This is a genomic window from Brevibacillus daliensis (assembly GCF_021245735.1).
GTDB classification, from domain to species: domain Bacteria; phylum Bacillota; class Bacilli; order Brevibacillales; family Brevibacillaceae; genus Brevibacillus_B; species Brevibacillus_B daliensis.
In genome coordinates, this window is sequence record NZ_JAJISB010000020.1 from 107,374 (window position 1) to 126,298 (window position 18,925).

An 18,925-nucleotide genomic window follows, 5' to 3' on the forward strand; every position below is an offset into this window, starting at 1 on the left:
TATTTCCACACAAGAGAGGATTCATTCCCTTGATATGATTCGGGGATTTGCTATTTTTGGGATTTTTCTCGTTAATTTTCCTACCATAATGGGTATGGCAGATATTAAACCTATTGGTTATACGGCAGGAGTAGATGCGACCGTTCGATTTCTCTATGATCTTCTGATTCAAACTAAGTTCTACTCCATTTTCGCCTTTTTGTTCGGGTTGGGATTCTACCTCTTTATGAAAAAGGCAGAAGAGAAAGGGAAAAGGATGTACTCGTTGTTCGTACGACGTCTGCTCATTCTTCTCCTGTTTGGTGTTCTGCACCTGGTTCTACTCTGGTATGGTGATATCCTGCACCTGTATGCCTTGACAGGATTCTGGCTGTTATTGTTTTATAAACGCAATCCGCGGACGATACTCATATGGTCGATTGGGCTAATAACATCATTTGCTCTCTTAATGCTTTCTGTATCAAGTGTAGACTTACCGACTGGTCAGATTTCTTTGCAACCAGCTCCATTCAATGGATTACTCGATTATTCTGCGGTTGTAGCAGAACGAATCAAGCTGATTGGCAGTTTGCTCATTTGGAACAGTATTCTATATCAACCCGAGGTGCTCGGTCTCTTTTTACTTGGCTTATATGCTGGTAAAAAAGAATGGTTTAGACGCGTCCCAGAATTGGTGGGAAAAATCAGGATCATCCAGTTCATCAGTTTGGGCCTTAGTGCAATGCTGGCTGTACCCATGTTTATCTACTATGTTAATGCTGATGTATATGTTTCCGAGCAAATATACGGATATATTCATCTAACAGGAAAAACCCTTTCCGTTTTTTATGTATGTACGTTGATGTTACTGTATCAGAAGCAAGCCTGGAGAAAGAGATTGGAAGGGTTCACTTTTGTTGGTCGCATGGCATTAAGCAATTATTTGGGACAGACATTTTTCAGTCTCCTCCTGTTTTCGTTCTTGATTCCTAATACGGCGAGTATCCCGTTGTGGGTAGGAACTATATACTGTTTTACCATGTATATGTTACAAATCTTGTTTAGCCGTTGGTGGTTAGCTCGATATGCATTTGGACCAATGGAATGGTTATGGCGCTGTGGCACTTATGGCACCATTCAGCCGTTACGTCACTTGGAGAAAAGACCACGGTAACAAAACGGTCATGACCGTTTTGTTGGACCGCAAGCAGTCACATCCAATTATCATGAAACATCAGGATGTAAATTCTGGTGTTTTTTCTTTTTATCTAAGAAAAGGTTGAACAATCAAGTATTATCCGTTACAATTCAACTTATCAAGCAATTGAATATGCAAATCCTCATCTTATCTGGTGAGGTAGAGGTCGCGGTTTTTAAGAGTATGGTAGACGAGACTTAGAGGTGTCAGAGACTCTATCAGAAAGGAAAGACCGCCGAAGCTTACGATATGACTCTGCATGCGTAGGCTGGGGCTGTTACCGAAAGGGACAGAACTGTCACGTTTATTTACCGATAAACGTGTTGCGCTATCTTCATGGAAGGTATGATGTGGGTACTGATAAATCCGACCACATGATTGATGCTGCCGGATTTTTTTATTTTTCCCCACCTTCCTTGTACGACTAGCATGAATCGACAAAAAGGGGGAGTTTTTACATGTCAACGAATTCAACAGCGAATAACACAGAACCGCAACTACAACGTGGTCTCAAAGCACGTCATTTAATGATGATTGCTCTTGGGGGCTCCATTGGTACAGGATTATTTTTAGCAAGTGGTGGAGCTATCTCTCAAGCAGGTCCAGGTGGTGCAATCGTTGCTTATGCAGCTATTGGTATCATGGTTTACTTCTTAATGACCAGTTTGGGTGAGATGGCTGCTTATATGCCTGAATCAGGCTCGTTCAGTACGTACGCAACAAAGTTTGTAGATCCAGCGTTAGGCTTTGCTCTTGGTTGGAACTATTGGTATAACTGGGCTATTACAATTGCTGCCGAGTTATCTGCGGCAACGCTTCTGATGAAATTCTGGTTCCCAGACAGCAACTCCATGATCTGGAGCGGTCTGTTCCTCTTGATTATGTTTGGAATCAACTATTTGTCTGTACGAGGTTTTGGTGAATCGGAATATTGGTTCTCCATGATTAAGGTAGCAACCGTCATTATTTTCCTCGTAGTTGGTCTATTGATGATTTTTGGAATTATGGGTGGAGAAGCAGTAGGCTTCGATAACTTTACTGTAGATAATGCACCATTTAACGGTGGTTTTATGGCGATGCTCGGTGTATTCATGATCGCCGGATTCTCTTTCCAAGGTACGGAATTGATTGGGGTTGCCGCTGGTGAGAGTGATGAGCCAGAGAAAAATATACCGAGAGCAATTAAACAAGTGTTCTGGCGTATCATTTTGTTCTATATCCTAGCGATTTTCGTAATTGGTTTATTAATCCCTTATACCAGCCCTAATCTGGTTGGCGGTGATATCGAGAATATCGCCATGAGTCCATTCACGATGGTATTTGAAAAAGCGGGCCTTGCTTTTGCTGCATCTGTAATGAATGCTGTCATCTTATCAGCCGTACTTTCTGCTGGTAACTCTGGCATGTACGCTTCTACACGCATGTTGTGGGCTTTGGCGAAGGAAGGGAAAGCACCAAAATTCTTCACCAAACTAAACAAACGTGGTATCCCGATTTACTGCTTAATCCTAACAGCATCTGTAGGGATGGTTGCTTTCTTTGCTTCCATGTTTGGAGATGGTGCGGTTTACACTTGGTTATTAAACGCTTCTGGTATGTCAGGCTTCATTGCCTGGTTAGGTATTGCAATTAGCCATTATCGTTTCCGTCGTGCCTATGTTGCGCAAGGAAGAGATTTGAAAGACCTGCCATTTAAAGCAAAATGGTTCCCGTTTGGTCCACTGTTTGCTTTTGCGCTATGTATCATTGTTATTCTGGGTCAAAACTATCAGGCATTGCTTGGTGGTCAAATTGACTGGAATAGCGTAATGGTTTCCTATATTGGAATCCCGCTTTTCTTAATACTATGGCTTGGTTATAAACTTGCGAAAAAGACAAAAGTCGTGAAGCTTGAGGAATGTCAGTTTCCAGTGAAAAAATAATAGATAGCATATGGATGAAAGCCACTCTGATATTGGAAGGTCGTTGGACCTGATCGGAGTGGCTTTTTCTATAACGGTATCAGAAAGTATAAACATCGAAGGATCACATCCTGATACGCATGAAAAACATCCGCTAAGGAAGGACCAGCTTCTTCGTCAGGACTTCGATTATCGACAAAAGAAGTGATAAGATGTATGCACCTTTCGACAGGTTTTCCAAATTGATTACCTTATACTGAATGTACTTGATAGGGAAAGGAGTTCAACCTTCATGAAAGAGATAACGAAACAATTGAGGGATCACTCTATTACGATACTTCCTTTAGCTCCAAGTGCAATCTATGTATATTGGAATCTTTCTCGGCATCGCTTACAAATGATTGCGGGGTATATACAACAAGATGAATCAAAAGTACAAAAAGGAATTCGCCTTTATCAGAAGAAAGATAGAGATGATCATGGTAGTGAATACAGGGATATCATCTTCCAAGAACAAGGAAATTCATGCTATTTATCCAATCTGCAAGAAGATCACATATATCTGGTAGAATTCGGGCTGTATTTTTCTGGTCAATTTTGTCCCATTCTTCGTTCTGATTGGGTACAAGTTAGCCGTGCAATATTTTCATCCTCTCAACAGTTACCACACCCCCATCATCATTGATGGGGGTTTTACTGTATTAGATGTTGTTTATGTTGCTTACTTTAGTGCTTCTTCTGCGAACGGGTTTTAGGTAACAAAGAGAACCAACTGCCCGAAAAACCAGGTTCTCTTTTCACACAGAGCGACTTGGCGAAGCCCAGCTTAGCGGAGCATTATTCATCGGGAAAAAGAAGCGAAACGAGAGCAACTTACAGTGAATGCATCGTTTTGAGCTTCCCCGATGAATAATGTGGAGCGGACAGTTCAACCCCTTGCAGGGCGAAGACTTTTAGCGATGGGTGAAAAGAGAAGCTGGTTTTACCCACATATGGTAGGTAGAGAATGATCTTTTTTCATGATAACCCTAAGGGGAAAATCCTCATACTTTTCAGTAGCTCTCATATAAGTTAAAAGGAGAAACTGGCTGTAAAACTCTATTTGTGGCTACAGGAGGGATAGTATGAGTGGAAAGATTGCATTTGGAACGGATGGTTGGCGGGCAATTTTCGCAGATCAATTTACGATGGAAAATGTCAGGGTTGTTACGAAAGCGATTGCTCTTTATACGGAAGAAAACGGGCTTAAGGAACGTGGTGTGATTGTTGGTTATGATAGGAGGTTTATGGGACGTTCGTTCGCAGAGGAAGTAGGAAAAGTGTTAACAGCGCATGGCATTCTTACCTTCCTGGTGAATGACGCAACGCCTACACCGATTGTTGCTTTTGGAGTGAAGCATTTCGGTGTTAGTGGCGCCATTATGTTAACGGCAAGTCATAATCCTCCTGAATACAACGGGATTAAATATATTCCCGAGTATGCAGGTCCAGCATCTGCAAGCATTACCTCAAGATTAGAGGAGCTTATTTCACAAATTCAAATAGACACCAAACAGGTTGACACCATGCAAATTAAAAAAGCAAAAGCATTGAAGCTATACAAGCCTATTCTGTTAAAGCCACATTATGAAGCACATATCAGGAGGCTAATTCAACTTGAAACCATCAAGCAAGCAGGTCTTGCTGTAGTAGTTGATGCCATGCATGGAGCTGGGAGTGGGTATATGGGTCCTATCTTGCAAGAGGCAGGAGTAAAAGTAACCAGCATTCGGACGGAGAATGATCCGTTATTTGGTGGAAGCATGCCTGATCCTACGAAAAAACACTTATCATTACTTCAGAGTCGTGTTGTGGAAGAAGGAGCAGCCTTAGGGTTGGCCAATGATGGTGATGCAGACCGATTCGGTGTAGTGGACAGTGATGGGCGATATATTTCGCCTAATGAAGTTCTTGTTATGCTAACGTATCATCTTCTGAAAAATAGACAGCTCCGCGGGAAAATCGTCAGAACAGTTGCTACGACTCATCTGCTGGATCGAATTGCACAAGCATACGGTTTAGAGCTGATTGAAACGCCAGTTGGATTCAAATATATTGGAGCTGAAATGGAAAAGGGAAATGTTCTAATTGGCGGAGAAGAGAGCGGAGGGGCGAGTATCCTTGGACATATCCCCGAAAAAGATGGTATTCTAATAAATCTACTTCTCACCGAGATGTGCGCGTATGAAGGCAAAAAGATAGATCAGATATTAAATGAAATTTATAGTCAGTTTGGACAGCTTTTTTCAGCCAGATTAGATATGAAAGTAAAAAATAAGAAGCGATTCTTGCAGTACATGGAAAAGCATCCCCTGCATCAAGTAGCAGGGTACACTGTTACCTCCATTGGTCGAATAGATGGATGGAAAATAGTATTAGAGGATGGAGATTGGATCTTAATCAGACCATCCGGTACGGAGCCATTAATACGAATCTACTGTGAAGCAAATGGACAGGAAGAGTTGGATAAAGTATTGGAAGCTGTGCGGGATTGGATTGAAGAAGGTGAGGATGGGTGAAAGGTAATCGTATATGATTAATCAGTATGGGTCCTCTCTATTTACGAAGAGTGTTACAATAGAAGGAGACGCGAAAGCGAAAAGAGGGTAACAATGAAACTGGAGAAGGAACAAATTGAGTATTTAGTAAAAGAGCTTGTACTGGAATCGGCTTCTCCTGATGACCCTGTGCAAGTTGTTTATACTCCGCCTCCGTGGGAAGTTGTCGGGACTGGTAACTATGCAGGTGTACTATCTCATCCTGATTACCCTGATGTGGTAGTGAAAGTATACGCTCCAGGTAGACCGGGGTTAAAAGAGGAGCGAGAAGTGTACAGGAAGTTGGGAGAATCTTCTTATTTTCCGATTTGCTATGGTAGTGGAGAAAATTATCTGATTATTAAAAGGATGCGAGGTATCTCACTTTTTGACTGTGTTCGGCATGGGGTTCCCATTCCTGAATCCGTCATTTCCGAAGTAGATACGGCCTTGGAAGAAGCTAGAGCAAAAGGACTATTCCCACAGGATGTTCACGGTAAGAATGTATTAATGTATCAAGGACATGCTTTTATTATTGATGTAGCAGCTTATAACCTACCTGGGAATGACCAGAAGTGGGAAGATTTACGCAAGGCATATTATAAAATCTATATGCCATTTTTTAAGGACCGTCATTATAAGGTGCCTTTATGGATGCTAGAAGTCGTACGAAAAGGGTATCGATTCTATCGAAAGACCAAAAGACGGTTTCAAAAAAGTAAAATGAGACAACCATAGATAAGGGAACGCGGTTGCTCAAGTGATTTTGCCTGTGGTACAATTTGCGATGTTACTTAAACCATTATGCAAGAGGAGGCCGTTATGTATATATTCTACATAATCGCACTCGCGGTGGTTGCTTTGGACCAGTGGACGAAGCATCTCGTGGTGAAATATATGGAATTGGGAGAGTCAATCCCATTATGGGAGAATGTATTTCATTTGACTTCGCATCGTAATCGCGGAGCAGCTTTTGGAATGTTGGAAGATCGACGCTTATTTTTTATCATTATTACACTTGTAGTCGTTGTGGGAATTGTATATACCTTATTCAAGCACGGAAAAGGAAACCTGCGTCTCTCTCTCGCTTTATCATTCATATTGGGTGGGGCAATCGGGAACTTTATTGATCGCCTTATCAGTGGTGAAGTAGTAGATTTTTTACATGCCGTTATTATTAATTTCCCAATCTTTAATGTAGCTGATATGGCGATTACGGTAGGGGTAGGCATTATGCTTATAGATATCTTGCTTGATTCACGGAAGTCAGCACATGCGACGGATGCGACAGATAAGTAAGAATCATACTAGAAACAGAATCGATTACTAGGAGTATACTAATCAAATGACAGAACAAACCTTTGAACGATACGATTGGACCGTAGAGAAAACGGATGCAGGAGAACGCATCGATAAATTTATTGTTTGTAAGGAGCAAGAATGGTCGAGATCCCAGATCCAGGCATGGGTAAAAGAGGGACGAGTTACCGTAAATGAAACTCCAGTGAAAAACAATTATAAAGTGCAAGAGGATGATGAGATCAGCTTGCGCGTACCTCCACTAAAAGAGATGACGATTTTACCAGAAGAGATGGATCTCGATATCGTCTATGAAGACTCTGATGTAGTCGTAGTGAATAAACAGCGAGGTTTAGTCGTACATCCAGCTCCAGGTCATTACAGTGGAACCCTCGTAAACGGGCTTCTTGCACACTGCAAGGATCTTTCTGGAATCAACGGAGTCATGCGTCCAGGAATTGTGCATCGTATTGATAAGGATACGTCAGGACTTTTGATGATTGCTAAAAACGATAAGGCACATGCTGGTCTTGCTGCTCAATTGAAGGAACACACGGTAAACCGTAAATATGTTGCTTTGGTACATGAGGAAATTCCCCATGAAATGGGTACGATTGATGCTCCAATTGGACGCGATCCGAAAAATCGTCAGCAGATGGCTGTTGTATTTGAAAATAGTAAGCCTGCCGTCACTCATTTTATTGTGATGGAGCGTTTTAAGGATTTTACTTTAGTTGAATTGAAATTGGAAACAGGACGTACGCATCAGATCAGGGTACACATGAAATATATTGGATATCCACTTGCTGGCGATCCGAAATATGGTCCGAAAAACACACTGGAATTGGATGGACAAGCTCTTCATGCGAAGTTACTTGGGTTTACCCATCCACGAACAGGGGAGTATATGGAATTCGAGGCTCCAATGCCGAAAGAGCTAGAGGATGCCATTCAATTTTTACGTCATCAATAGTTATACAGTCGAGTAAGGCATTGACAGGTTGACATTTTTAAATAGCTATGTCATAATCTCTAACAGATACTAAAGGAAACCTTTAAATCCAGTCCCGTGAGGCTGGCAAGGACTACGGTGAATAACAGAAGAACTATGAGAAGAGACCATTCTCTATTTTTCTGTGCGCACGAAGCTTCTTGTCAACCTGACAAGAAGCTTTTTTCGTCTTAAGTCAGGGGGGCTTAGGTTCCAATCAGTCTAGACAGAGCGAGAAAGGAGAGAGCCACTCATGCAGGAAAAAAACATTATGATGGATGACGCAGCGATCAGACGAGCGTTAACGCGAATTGCACATGAGATTATTGAGCGAAATAAAGGTGTGGAGGATTGCGTAATCATCGGAATCAAAACACGTGGGATTTACCTTGCAGAACGTTTGGTAAAACGTATCGAACAGATTGAGAATGTGAGAATCCCTAATGGAGAATTGGACATTACCTTATATCGGGATGATCTGACTCACAAGTCGACAGATGCCATCGTGCATGGTTCCATTCTGCCTGAGATTACTGGTAAAACGGTCATCCTGGTAGACGATGTTCTTTATACCGGTCGTACGGTTCGCGCTGCTCTCGATGCACTGGTTGACCAAGGAAGACCAAAATTGATTCAGCTAGCAGTCGTTGTTGATCGAGGCCACCGAGAGTTGCCGATCAGACCCGATTACGTGGGCAAGAATCTACCAACCGCCAAGAGTGAAATTGTTGCGGTAGAGCTCAGTGAAGTAGATGGAATTGATCAAGTGTCCATCTTACAGAAGGATGAATAACATATTGCCTCTTTAAGGCTAATCCCGTGAGGTTAGCAAGGGGAACGTTCTCTTTTTCAAAGTGCATGCGTGCGCTATCGGAAAAGAACTACCTCTTTGTGTACTCACAAAGAGGTTTTTTGTTTCATTAGGCTAAATCAGCATCAAAAATTATATTGAAAACGGAAAAGAAAGCAGGGAAAAAGATGAAGCAAAAAGATTTCATTGATGTACACGAGACACCGGAGTTAGGACGATTACTCCCTCTTAGTCTTCAGCACTTATTCGCCATGTTTGGCTCAACAGTTTTAGTACCAATTCTTACAGGTCTTGATATAGCTGCTGCCCTTATCGCAAGCGGACTTGGAACTCTTATTTTCATGTTCATCACAAAAGGGAAAATACCTAACTATCTAGGTTCATCTTTCGCCTTTATTGGCCCGATCATCACAGTAACAGCAGCTTATGGACAAGGAGTTGCACTGCTTGGCTGTTTCCTCTCCGGTCTGGTTTACGTAGCTGTAGCTGCATTGGTTAAGAAATTTGGAGTAGGTTGGTTAGATCGCTTACTTCCACCGGTTGTGATAGCATCCATTATCGTCGTAATTGGCTTAAGCTTAGCAGGAGTAGCAGTTGAAATGGCTTCCCAAGTTACGGTTGATGGTGCAAAGGTAATCTCCCTTACTTCCATTGAAATCTCGTTAGTGACCTTGTTGGTAACAGTTTTGGCAGCAGTTATGCTTCGCGGATTCTTCGCTCTTATTCCAATCCTAATCGGAATTGTAGTGGGTTATGGATATACAGCACTTCGTTTCCCTGATTTGATTAACTGGGCATCTATTGCAGATGCACCATTTATCATCGGTTTCCAAGAAATGTTTACGAATCATTTACATGTAGGACTAGTTACCTCAGCAATGATGGACCCAAGCGCTTGGCTCTCAGCGTTAATCATCGCTCCAATTGCTTTTGTTTCACTAACTGAGCACTTGGGACACTTACTGGTAACAGGAAAAATTATGAACCGTGACTTGATGAAAGATCCTGGTTTGCACCGCAGTTTGTTAGGTGACGGGATAGCCACTTCAGTAGCAGCTTTCATCGGTGGGCCCCCAGTTACAACGTATGGAGAAAACATGGGTGTTCTGGCAATCACACGGGTATACAGCCGTAACGTAATCGCACTAGCAGCGGTGTTTGCCATCGTGTTCAGCTTCTTCGGCAAAGTAAGTGCCTTCTTGATGTCAATCCCAACACCGGTCCTTGGTGGTGTATCGATTGTACTCTTTGGAATTATTGCATCCCAAGGTTTCCGCATGTATGTAGAAAACAAAGTAGACTTCTCTAACAAACGCAACATGATCATTGCCGCGGCAATCCTGGTTACAGGGATTGGCGGGTACAAAATTAGCTTCCAAGACGTGAGCTTCTGGCAAGGTTTCCTTTCTAACTTGACGATTGATAACGTAGCATTCTCAACGTTTATCGGTATCTTCTTGCACGCCATCCTACCTGGCAAGGAATCAGCCAAGGGTGAGGTAGGCAAGGAATGTGAAGAAGTGGTAGCCTAGGCTGACCACTTTTTCTTCCGAGAAGAGAAACAGCAGGCTAGGATGCGTACATTCTTTGATGAAAATAGGAGGAGTTGATCTCTATGAAACATTTACTGGGTACAAAGGACTTGAATAAAAAACAGATGGAAGCCATTCTAGGGGGCGCTCAATACTGGGCAGAACATCCAAAGAAACAAAGCGATCTGCTCTACGGTAGATTCATCGCAAATCTGTTTTTTGAAGCAAGTACACGCACTCGTTTTTCGTTCGAAGTGGCAGAGAAACGGTTAGGTGCTCATGTTCTGAATTTCAGTGAGACGGACTCATCCACAAAAAAAGGCGAAACCATCTATGATACATTGCGGACGCTTGAATCGATGGGAGTAGAAACTGCGGTTATTCGTACAGGTTATGATGGATTGTTTAAAGAGCTTATAGCGCAAAAAAATCTGCAGATGAATCTGGTAAACGCAGGGGAAGGGACAATGGAACATCCGACGCAATGTCTTTTGGATATGCTGACAATGCAGCAACAGTTTGGTGGACTACAAGGATTAAAAGTAGCGATTATCGGTGATTTGCGCCACAGTCGAGTATGCAGCTCACATTTGCATGCATTACCAAAAATGGGCGCAGAAATAATGATTGCAGGACCAGCCACATTTATGTGTGAAAAGGATACCTTACCAAATGGAGTACACATGGTTGAGATGGATGAGGCAATTACCACTGCGGATGTAGTCATGATGCTTCGTGTTCAGCTAGAGCGACACTCCGGCATGCTTTTCCCATCAAGAGAAGAGTATCACAAACAGTTTGGACTCACCTTAGAAAGAGCAACGATGATGAAGAAGAATGCAATTATCATGCATCCAGCTCCTTTTAACCGAGGGGTTGAAATAGACGGAAAACTAGTAGAGTCGAAGCAATCTGTCATCTTCCCACAAGTAGCGAATGGAGTAGCGGTTCGTATGGCAGTGCTTGAGGGAGTCATGACAGGTGAGATGATAGGGGGAGCTAATCAATGGGAACCATCCTTAAAAATGGCAAATTGCTAAACGAACAAGGTGAGCTAGAAAGCAAAGACCTACTAATCATAGATGGCAAAATCACAACGATAGATGTAACGATAAAAAATGATGCGGGGCACGAAGAGATTGAACTAGCAGGTAAACTGGTTGCTCCAGGATTGATCGATGTCCATGTTCATTTTCGCGAGCCTGGTTTCGAGGCAAAAGAAACGATTGAAACAGGGGCAAAGGCAGCTGTGGCAGGTGGTTACACGACGGTATCCTGCATGCCTAACACGCGCCCAGTCATTGATACACCTGAAACAGTAACGTTTGTAGTTGATAAAGCGAAGGAAGCAGGGCTTGCAAGAGTATTGCCTTATGCTTCGATCACAGTAAGAGAATTGGGAAGAGAACTAACTGATTTTGCAGCTCTGAAGGAAGCAGGGGCATTTGCTCTGACAGATGACGGTGTTGGCGTGCAAGGAGCAGGCATGATGAAAGAGGCAATGAAGAGAGCGAAGGAACTGGACATCTCAATCGTAGCCCACTGTGAAGAGAACGATCTATTGCCACCTGGTGCAGCACTGCACGATGGTGTCAAAGCTGCCAAACATGGATTGCCAGGAATTCCGTCTGAATCTGAATCCATTCATGTAGGTAGAGATATTTTGTTGGCAGAAGCGACAGGGGTTCACTACCACGTATGTCATATCAGCGCAAAAGAATCTGTTCGTCTGGTAAGGGACGGTAAGCGTGCAGGGGTGAATGTATCGGCTGAAGTTACGCCCCATCATCTGCTACTTTGCGACGAGGACATTCCTGACAGCTTAGATGCAAACTGGAAAATGAATCCGCCGCTCCGTTCAAAAGCTGATCGTGAAGCGCTCATCGAAGGACTGAAAAGCGGAAGCATCGATATTATCGCAACCGACCACGCTCCACATACAGAAGAAGAAAAGGCAAAAGAATTAGCACGTGCACCATTCGGAATTGTTGGATTAGAAACAGCATTCCCGTTACTTTATACACATTTGGTAGAAAAAGGTGTGCTAACCCTTTCTGAACTCGTAGATAAAATGGCTACGAAACCAGCAGAACTTTTTAACCTGCCATATGGCAAGCTGGCAGTGGGAGAGATTGCTGACCTGGCAGTTTTTGATCTGGAAACGGAAAGAGCAATTGATCCTGAGCAATTTGAGAGTAAAGGAAAGAACACTCCGTTTGCAGGCTGGACTTGCAAAGGATGGAATGTACTCACAATGGTAGAGGGTAAGATCGTATATCAGAGAGCTTAAATAAGGGGGAGACATAGGTATGAAAGCACGGTTGATACTAGAAGACGGTACGGTTTGTGTTGGAAAAGCGATGGGTGCCACGAGCGAAGCCATTGGCGAAGTGGTATTTAATACAGGACTAACAGGTTATCAGGAGGTTCTTTCCGATCCGTCCTATTGCGGTCAAATCGTGGTAATGACATATCCCCTGATCGGTAATTACGGGATTAACCGAGATGATTTTGAAGCGGTTCGTCCATTTATTCATGGCTTTGTCGTAAGAGAGCATTGCGATCTGCCAAGCAACTGGCGTTCTACGCAGACACTTGATGATTTACTGAAATCATACGAAATCCCTGGGATCTCAGGTGTAGATACTCGCATGCTAACTCGTAAAATACGTCATCACGGCACGCTTCGTGGCATCATTACAACGAGTAGTGAACCAGCCGAAAATCTGATTGAGAAACTAAATAAAACGACGTTAATGACTGATCAAGTATCCCGTGTATCTACAAAAAGTATGTTTTCCAGTCCGGGAAATGGAGATCGAGTTGTGCTGGTTGACTTTGGTTCCAAGCACGGCATCATGCGTGATCTATCCAAACGTGGCTGCGACATCATGGTAGTGCCACATAACGTAACAGCGGATGAAATCAGAAGACTACAGCCAGATGGAATCTTGTTGTCAAACGGACCTGGAGACCCAAAAGATGTACCGTATGCAATTGATATGATTAAAGACATTTTAGGAGAATATCCATTGTTTGGTATTTGCCTGGGACACCAGCTTTTTGCTCTAGCTAGTGGTGCGGATACAGAGAAAATGAAGTTTGGCCACCGTGGGGGTAACCATCCAGTAAAAGAATTTCATACAGGTAGAACGTACATCACTTCACAAAACCACGGCTATGCGGTAAAAGAAGATTCTATTGCAGGTACAGATCTTGAAGTAACGCATATCGCCTTAAATGATGGAACAATTGAAGGACTCTCCAACGAGTCCAAGCAAGCATTTTCCGTACAGTATCATCCGGAAGCGGCACCTGGACCGTACGATTCAGGTTATTTATTCGACCAATTTCTAGCATTGATGAAACAGTCCAAGGAGGAGAAATGGTATGCCAAAAATAGATAATCTGAAAAAAATTCTGGTGATTGGCTCAGGCCCAATCGTAATCGGGCAGGCAGCAGAATTTGACTACGCAGGTACGCAAGCATGTGAAGCATTAAAAGAAGAGGGCATGGAGGTTATCCTGATTAACTCCAATCCTGCCACAATCATGACTGATACGAATATGGCAGATAAAGTATATATTGAACCAATTACCCCAGAATTTGTTGCACGTGTCATTCGTAAAGAAAAACCAGACGGACTATTGCCAACACTAGGCGGTCAGACAGGTCTTAATATGGCGGTAGCCTTGGCAGAACAAGGTGTGTTGGAAGAAGAGAATGTAAAGCTTCTAGGTACGAAGTTGTCTTCCATTAAACAGGCTGAGGATCGTGACTTGTTCCGGTCCCTGATGCAAGAATTAAATGAACCAGTACCAGATTCCGTTATTGTAAGCGCGATTGAGGAAGCTGTTGATTTTGCCAATGAGATTGGCTATCCGATTATTGTGCGTCCAGCCTATACACTGGGTGGTACAGGTGGCGGAATTTGTGAGGATGAGGTAACACTAAGAGAAATCGTAACAAGTGGTTTAAAATACTCTCCGATTACACAATGTCTGATTGAGAAAAGCATCGCGGGTATGAAGGAAGTAGAATATGAAGTAATGCGTGATGCAAACGACAACTGCATCGTGGTATGTAACATGGAAAACGTTGATCCGGTTGGGGTGCACACAGGTGACTCAATCGTAGTAGCACCAAGCCAAACATTATCTGATCGTGAATATCAAATGCTGCGTACTTCTGCACTTAACATCATTCGTGCATTAGGTATCGAGGGTGGATGTAACGTACAGTATGCCCTTGACCCAGTCAGCTTTCAATACTACGTCATTGAAGTAAATCCACGTGTGAGCCGCTCTTCTGCACTTGCTTCCAAGGCGACAGGTTATCCGATTGCCAAAATGGCTGCCAAGATTGCAATTGGCTACACGCTAGATGAATTGAAAAACCCGGTAACGGGTCAAACATACGCTTGCTTTGAACCAACTCTTGACTATGTGGTTAGCAAAATTCCACGCTGGCCTTTTGATAAATTCCAATCTGCCAATCGTCGTCTGGGAACCCAAATGAAAGCGACGGGTGAAGTAATGGCGATCGGCAGAAGCTTTGAAGAATCGATGATGAAAGCAATTCGTTCACTGGAAGTAGGCGCTTATCATATCGAGATTCCTGAAGCAAAAGAACTAACAGATGAAGAATTGGAACACCGCTTGGTACAGGCGGATGACGAGAGACTTTTCCTACTAGCAGAGGCACTTCGTCGAGGCTATCACATTACTCGCTTGCATCAGCTAACCAAGATCGACCTTTTCTTCCTAAATAAATTTAATAATATCGTTTCTTATGAACAGGAGCTTGCAAAAGCAGGTTTGACTCAGGAAGCTCTGTTTGATGCAAAGCGTCTAGGATTTACTGACCGTAAGATTGCAGAGCTAACCAGCCAAAAGGAAGAAGAAATTTACCAATTGCGTAATGGGTGGGGCATCAAGCCGGTTTACAAAATGGTCGATACATGTGCAGCAGAATTTGAAGCACAAACGCCATATTACTACTCCACCTATGAGGTTGAAAATGAGTTCATTGAAACGAATAAAAAACGCGTCATCGTATTAGGTTCAGGTCCAATCCGCATCGGTCAAGGTATCGAGTTTGACTACTCAACCGTACATGCTGTATGGGCGTTAAGAGAAGCTGGATACGAAGCAATTATTATCAATAACAATCCAGAAACGGTATCGACGGATTTCAATACATCAGATCGACTCTACTTCGAGCCGCTTTATCTTGAGGACGTCATGCACATCATTGACCAAGAGAAGCCAGAAGGAGTTATCGTACAGTTTGGTGGGCAGACAGCAATTAATCTGGCTGATAAACTCTCCCAGCGTGGTGTGAAAATCCTGGGAACGAGCCTTGACGATATTGATGCAGCAGAGAATAGAGAAAAATTCGAAGCATTGCTTCGTGGATTAGATATGGCACAACCACCAGGTAAAACAGTAACCTCGGTTGAAGAAGCGGTTGTTGTGGCAGAACATCTTGGATTTCCGGTGTTGGTACGTCCCTCCTACGTACTGGGCGGTCGCGCCATGGAGATTGTCTACAATGAAGAAGAGCTTCGTGAGTACATGGTAAAAGCAGTTAAAGTAAATCCGAATCATCCTGTCCTGATTGACCGTTATATGCAAGGGATCGAAGCAGAAGTGGATGCCATCTGTGATGGGGAAAACGTCTTGATTCCAGGAATTATGGAGCATATCGAGCGTGCGGGTGTCCACTCAGGTGACTCCATTGCCGTATATCCACCACAATCCTTATCCGAAGAAGTTAAGGCTGAGATCATAGAGATGACAACGCAACTGGCACGTGCCTTAACTATCAAAGGACTGATTAACATCCAGTTCGTCATTTTCCAAGGCAAACCGTATGTGATTGAGGTAAACCCTCGTAGTTCACGTACCGTACCGTTCCTGTCTAAAGTAACAGGAATTCCAATGGCGAACATTGCAACAAAGGCAATTCTTAATTATTCCATACCAGATCAAGGCTTTACACCAGGATATCACCCTGAAGAAGAAATGGTATCCGTCAAGGTTCCGGTCTTCTCTTTCACGAAACTACGCCGTGTTGATATCACACTCGGACCTGAGATGAAATCAACTGGTGAAGTAATGGGACGTGAATCTACTTTGGCAAAAGCGCTGTATAAAGGCTTGATTGCAGCAGGAATGAACATTCCTACCAAAGGAACGCTTTTAACTACCATCGCTGATAAAGATAAGGAAGAGGCATTAGGAATCATCAAGCGATTCAAGCAATTGGGCTTTAAACTGATGGCTACTGATGGGACAGCAGAGTACCTGGAGAAAGCAGGGCTTACTGTTAGCCGAGTACAAAAACTGTCAGAAGGTACACCTAATCTGTTAGATGAAATTCGTACAGGGCAGGTTCATCTGGTGTTAAATACATTAACCAAAGGAAAAACGCCACAGCGAGATGGATTCCGTATCCGTCGTGAAGCGGTCGAGAACGGAGCGGTTTGTCTGACATCCCTAGATACAGCAAGCGCATTGTTGCACGTACTTGAAACAATAACATTCTCCACAGAAGCGATGCCTACACAGCGAACTGGCAAAGAACTGGTAATTAGGTAAGGAATAAGAGATAAATAAGGGGAGAACGTGGATGGTCCATTCAGTAAATAATGAGAGAGCGTGGGATGAGCAAATCATCCTCGCTCTCGACTATCAGGATAAAGCAGAAGTAATCGAGTGTCTCAATAAATTAGATGGACAGGTTCGTTATGTAAAAGTAGGCATGGAGTTGTGTTATGCCGAAGGTCCAGGAATCGTAGCCTATTTAAAAGAACAAGGCTTACAGGTATTCGTCGATCTGAAGGTGCACGATATTCCTAATACAGCAAAAGGCGCAATGATGAGCTTGGCAAAACACGGAGCTGATATGGTTAATCTGCATGTAGCAGGAGGAGTAGCCATGATGGAAGCAGCACGTGAAGGTCTGGAACAAGGAACACCTGCGGGAGAAGAATCTCCACTCTTAATTGGGGTTACGATGCTGACAAGTACGAGTCAACAAACCATGAATGAACAAATTCTTATTACAGGTAGTATGGAAGAGACAGTGGCCACCTATGCCCGACTTGCAAAAAAAGCAGGCATGGATGGAGTAGTTGCTTCGCCGCTTGAAGTGCCTGCCATCAAACAAGTAGCTGGTTCAACATTTATCACGGTTACACCAGGAATTCGCACTCTAGGATCAAGTAAAGGTGATCAGACTCGGATTACGACACCCGAAAAAGCATTCGAACGAGGGGCGGATTATATCGTGATTGGTCGTTCGATTACGCAAGCTCCAAATCCAGCAGAGGCTTGGGCGAACATGATTACTATCTTGAAGGAGGGCAAATAGGTGAAAATGGATCAACAAACAATTGCAAAACAAGCAGCCACACATTTGTTAGAAATAGGGGCGGTTCATTTACGCCCTGATCAACCATTTACCTGGACGTCTGGAATCAAGTCGCCAATCTACTGTGATAACAGAATTACCATGTCTTATCCTGTTGTCCGCCAGTTTCTGGCTACATCATTTGCAGAACTTATCAAGGAGCGTTTTCCTGAAGCTGAAGTGGTAGCTGGTACGGCAACCGCAGGTATTCCCCATGCAGCATGGGTTGCAGATCAATTGGAGCTTCCTATGATCTATGTTCGAGATAAAGCAAAGGGTCACGGCAGACAAAACCTGATTGAAGGACAACTTCCACAAGGGAAAAAAGTAGTCGTGATTGAAGACTTGATATCTACTGGCGGTAGCTCTCTTAAAGCAGCGAAAGCAGTTGAAGAAGCAGGAGGCACTGTACTTGGAGTAATTGCGATCTTCAGTTATCAATTCAAAGAGGCGTTAGCAACATTTGAGGAAGCAGGCTTCCCACTTCACACACTTTCCCATTACTCTGCGTTGCTTGAAATCGCCCGAGAAAAAGGCACGATTACAGCTGAACAAGAGAAAGTCCTCTCTAACTGGAAAGAAAATCCTAGAGAATTTTATAACGAGTAATGTTAAAAAACCTCCGGTGCCTAGCTCCGGAGGTTTTTTTATAGATGATTACTTTTTGAAATACTACTGTAGTGGGCTGGCAGAAGAAGCACATTTTCTGTCTGTGAACTCGTTAAGGTCCAGCAAGGGAGCGGAGACTGTCCGCTACACAGCAAAGAGTGTGGAAAGTGCAAAAGTTGTAGATGCTACGCAGAGTCTCATGGGTTGCACTTTTTACTCCCCACTCTTTGCTGTGTAGCTAGGTAGGACCTTAAATAGTTTAGACAAAAATTGTGCTTCTTCTGCTAACGGCTTCAGTGGAAAGACAGAATCAAAATCAACAGCTTGAAAAACCAGATTCTCTTTTCACACAGAGCGACTTGGCGAAGCCCGGCCAAGCGGAGCACTATTTATCAGGAAAAAGAAGCGAGACCAAGCAAGTCTTACAGTGAAGACATCGTTTTGAGCTTCCCTGATGAATAGTGCGGAGCGGACAGTCTAACCCTCAGCGGGGCGAAGACTTTTAGCGAAGTGTGAAAAGAGAATCTGGTTTTCTCCACTACCGTAGGAAGGAGACGATCTTTTACCTGTATCCATCTTCTTCGAAGGGACTTCATTAAAAGTTTTTCTTAG

15 protein-coding genes and 1 riboswitch are annotated in these 18,925 nt (G+C 43.3%); all 15 genes read left to right on the plus strand.

Annotated features, from left to right (window positions below; all coding sequences use genetic code 11):
- Nucleotides 1-34: 34 nt before the first annotated feature.
- A complete protein-coding gene (locus tag LM917_RS15360) occupies nucleotides 35-1,153 on the plus strand; it encodes a DUF418 domain-containing protein (protein ID WP_232698432.1) in 1,119 nt (372 codons plus the stop codon).
- 176 nt (nucleotides 1,154-1,329) lie between these two features.
- Nucleotides 1,330-1,516: riboswitch (Lysine riboswitch) on the plus strand.
- Nucleotides 1,517-1,635: 119 nt separating this feature from the next.
- Complete coding sequence (locus LM917_RS15365; protein ID WP_232698413.1) at nucleotides 1,636-3,099, plus strand: amino acid permease; 1,464 nt, start codon at nucleotides 1,636-1,638, stop codon at nucleotides 3,097-3,099.
- A 271-nt stretch (nucleotides 3,100-3,370) separates the two neighbouring features.
- On the plus strand, nucleotides 3,371-3,763 hold the full coding sequence (locus tag LM917_RS15370) for a DUF4912 domain-containing protein (protein WP_232698414.1): 393 nt from the start codon (nucleotides 3,371-3,373) through the stop codon (nucleotides 3,761-3,763).
- A gap of 439 nt (nucleotides 3,764-4,202) precedes the next feature.
- On the plus strand, nucleotides 4,203-5,636 hold the full coding sequence (locus LM917_RS15375; protein ID WP_232698415.1) for a phosphoglucomutase/phosphomannomutase family protein: 1,434 nt from the start codon (nucleotides 4,203-4,205) through the stop codon (nucleotides 5,634-5,636).
- Nucleotides 5,637-5,729: 93 nt separating this feature from the next.
- Nucleotides 5,730-6,392, plus strand: coding sequence for a serine/threonine protein kinase (locus LM917_RS15380; RefSeq protein WP_232698416.1), 663 nt, complete (start codon nucleotides 5,730-5,732; stop codon nucleotides 6,390-6,392).
- An 84-nt stretch (nucleotides 6,393-6,476) separates the two neighbouring features.
- Nucleotides 6,477-6,953, plus strand: a complete 477-nt coding sequence (gene lspA / locus LM917_RS15385; RefSeq protein ID WP_232698417.1) for a signal peptidase II — start codon at nucleotides 6,477-6,479, stop codon at nucleotides 6,951-6,953.
- A gap of 46 nt (nucleotides 6,954-6,999) precedes the next feature.
- Nucleotides 7,000-7,926 carry an RluA family pseudouridine synthase gene (locus tag LM917_RS15390; RefSeq protein WP_232698418.1) on the plus strand — a complete coding sequence of 309 codons (927 nt, stop codon included), beginning with the start codon at nucleotides 7,000-7,002 and terminating at the stop codon, nucleotides 7,924-7,926.
- A 271-nt stretch (nucleotides 7,927-8,197) separates the two neighbouring features.
- Entirely contained in the window at nucleotides 8,198-8,737 is a 540-nt protein-coding gene (pyrR, locus tag LM917_RS15395) for a bifunctional pyr operon transcriptional regulator/uracil phosphoribosyltransferase PyrR (RefSeq protein WP_232698419.1), read from the plus strand.
- Nucleotides 8,738-8,922: 185 nt separating this feature from the next.
- Entirely contained in the window at nucleotides 8,923-10,287 is a 1,365-nt protein-coding gene (locus tag LM917_RS15400; protein WP_232698420.1) for a solute carrier family 23 protein, read from the plus strand.
- Between the two features lie 83 nt (nucleotides 10,288-10,370).
- On the plus strand, nucleotides 10,371-11,327 hold the full coding sequence (locus LM917_RS15405) for an aspartate carbamoyltransferase catalytic subunit (RefSeq protein WP_232698421.1): 957 nt from the start codon (nucleotides 10,371-10,373) through the stop codon (nucleotides 11,325-11,327).
- Nucleotides 11,294-12,577 (plus strand): dihydroorotase, encoded by a 1,284-nt coding sequence (gene pyrC / locus LM917_RS15410; RefSeq protein WP_232698422.1) that lies wholly within the window; start codon nucleotides 11,294-11,296, stop codon nucleotides 12,575-12,577. The genes LM917_RS15405 and pyrC overlap by 34 nt, the downstream gene beginning before the upstream one ends.
- 19 nt (nucleotides 12,578-12,596) lie before the next feature.
- Nucleotides 12,597-13,694 carry a carbamoyl phosphate synthase small subunit gene (locus tag LM917_RS15415; RefSeq protein WP_232698423.1) on the plus strand — a complete coding sequence of 366 codons (1,098 nt, stop codon included), beginning with the start codon at nucleotides 12,597-12,599 and terminating at the stop codon, nucleotides 13,692-13,694.
- Nucleotides 13,678-16,890 (plus strand): carbamoyl-phosphate synthase large subunit, encoded by a 3,213-nt coding sequence (carB, locus tag LM917_RS15420; protein ID WP_232698424.1) that lies wholly within the window; start codon nucleotides 13,678-13,680, stop codon nucleotides 16,888-16,890. The genes LM917_RS15415 and carB overlap by 17 nt, the downstream gene beginning before the upstream one ends.
- A 31-nt stretch (nucleotides 16,891-16,921) precedes the next feature.
- Nucleotides 16,922-17,665 carry an orotidine-5'-phosphate decarboxylase gene (pyrF, locus tag LM917_RS15425; protein ID WP_232698425.1) on the plus strand — a complete coding sequence of 248 codons (744 nt, stop codon included), beginning with the start codon at nucleotides 16,922-16,924 and terminating at the stop codon, nucleotides 17,663-17,665.
- A 6-nt stretch (nucleotides 17,666-17,671) separates the two neighbouring features.
- A complete protein-coding gene (gene pyrE, locus LM917_RS15430) occupies nucleotides 17,672-18,313 on the plus strand; it encodes an orotate phosphoribosyltransferase (protein ID WP_255668340.1) in 642 nt (213 codons plus the stop codon).
- Nucleotides 18,314-18,925 lie beyond the last annotated feature (612 nt).

Bases quoted from the DNA above. Each gene is read 5' to 3' on its own strand.
- LM917_RS15360 (WP_232698432.1), top strand. From the start codon at position 35: ATGATTCGGGGATTTGCTATTTTTGGGATTTTTCTCGTTAATTTTCCT.
- LM917_RS15365 (WP_232698413.1), top strand. From the start codon at position 1,636: ATGTCAACGAATTCAACAGCGAATAACACAGAACCGCAACTACAACGT.
- LM917_RS15370 (WP_232698414.1), top strand. From the start codon at position 3,371: ATGAAAGAGATAACGAAACAATTGAGGGATCACTCTATTACGATACTT.
- LM917_RS15375 (WP_232698415.1), top strand. From the start codon at position 4,203: ATGAGTGGAAAGATTGCATTTGGAACGGATGGTTGGCGGGCAATTTTC.
- LM917_RS15380 (WP_232698416.1), top strand. From the start codon at position 5,730: ATGAAACTGGAGAAGGAACAAATTGAGTATTTAGTAAAAGAGCTTGTA.
- lspA (WP_232698417.1), top strand. From the start codon at position 6,477: ATGTATATATTCTACATAATCGCACTCGCGGTGGTTGCTTTGGACCAG.
- LM917_RS15390 (WP_232698418.1), top strand. From the start codon at position 7,000: ATGACAGAACAAACCTTTGAACGATACGATTGGACCGTAGAGAAAACG.
- pyrR (WP_232698419.1), top strand. From the start codon at position 8,198: ATGCAGGAAAAAAACATTATGATGGATGACGCAGCGATCAGACGAGCG.
- LM917_RS15400 (WP_232698420.1), top strand. From the start codon at position 8,923: ATGAAGCAAAAAGATTTCATTGATGTACACGAGACACCGGAGTTAGGA.
- LM917_RS15405 (WP_232698421.1), top strand. From the start codon at position 10,371: ATGAAACATTTACTGGGTACAAAGGACTTGAATAAAAAACAGATGGAA.
- pyrC (WP_232698422.1), top strand. From the start codon at position 11,294: ATGGGAACCATCCTTAAAAATGGCAAATTGCTAAACGAACAAGGTGAG.
- LM917_RS15415 (WP_232698423.1), top strand. From the start codon at position 12,597: ATGAAAGCACGGTTGATACTAGAAGACGGTACGGTTTGTGTTGGAAAA.
- carB (WP_232698424.1), top strand. From the start codon at position 13,678: ATGCCAAAAATAGATAATCTGAAAAAAATTCTGGTGATTGGCTCAGGC.
- pyrF (WP_232698425.1), top strand. From the start codon at position 16,922: ATGGTCCATTCAGTAAATAATGAGAGAGCGTGGGATGAGCAAATCATC.
- pyrE (WP_255668340.1), top strand. From the start codon at position 17,672: ATGGATCAACAAACAATTGCAAAACAAGCAGCCACACATTTGTTAGAA.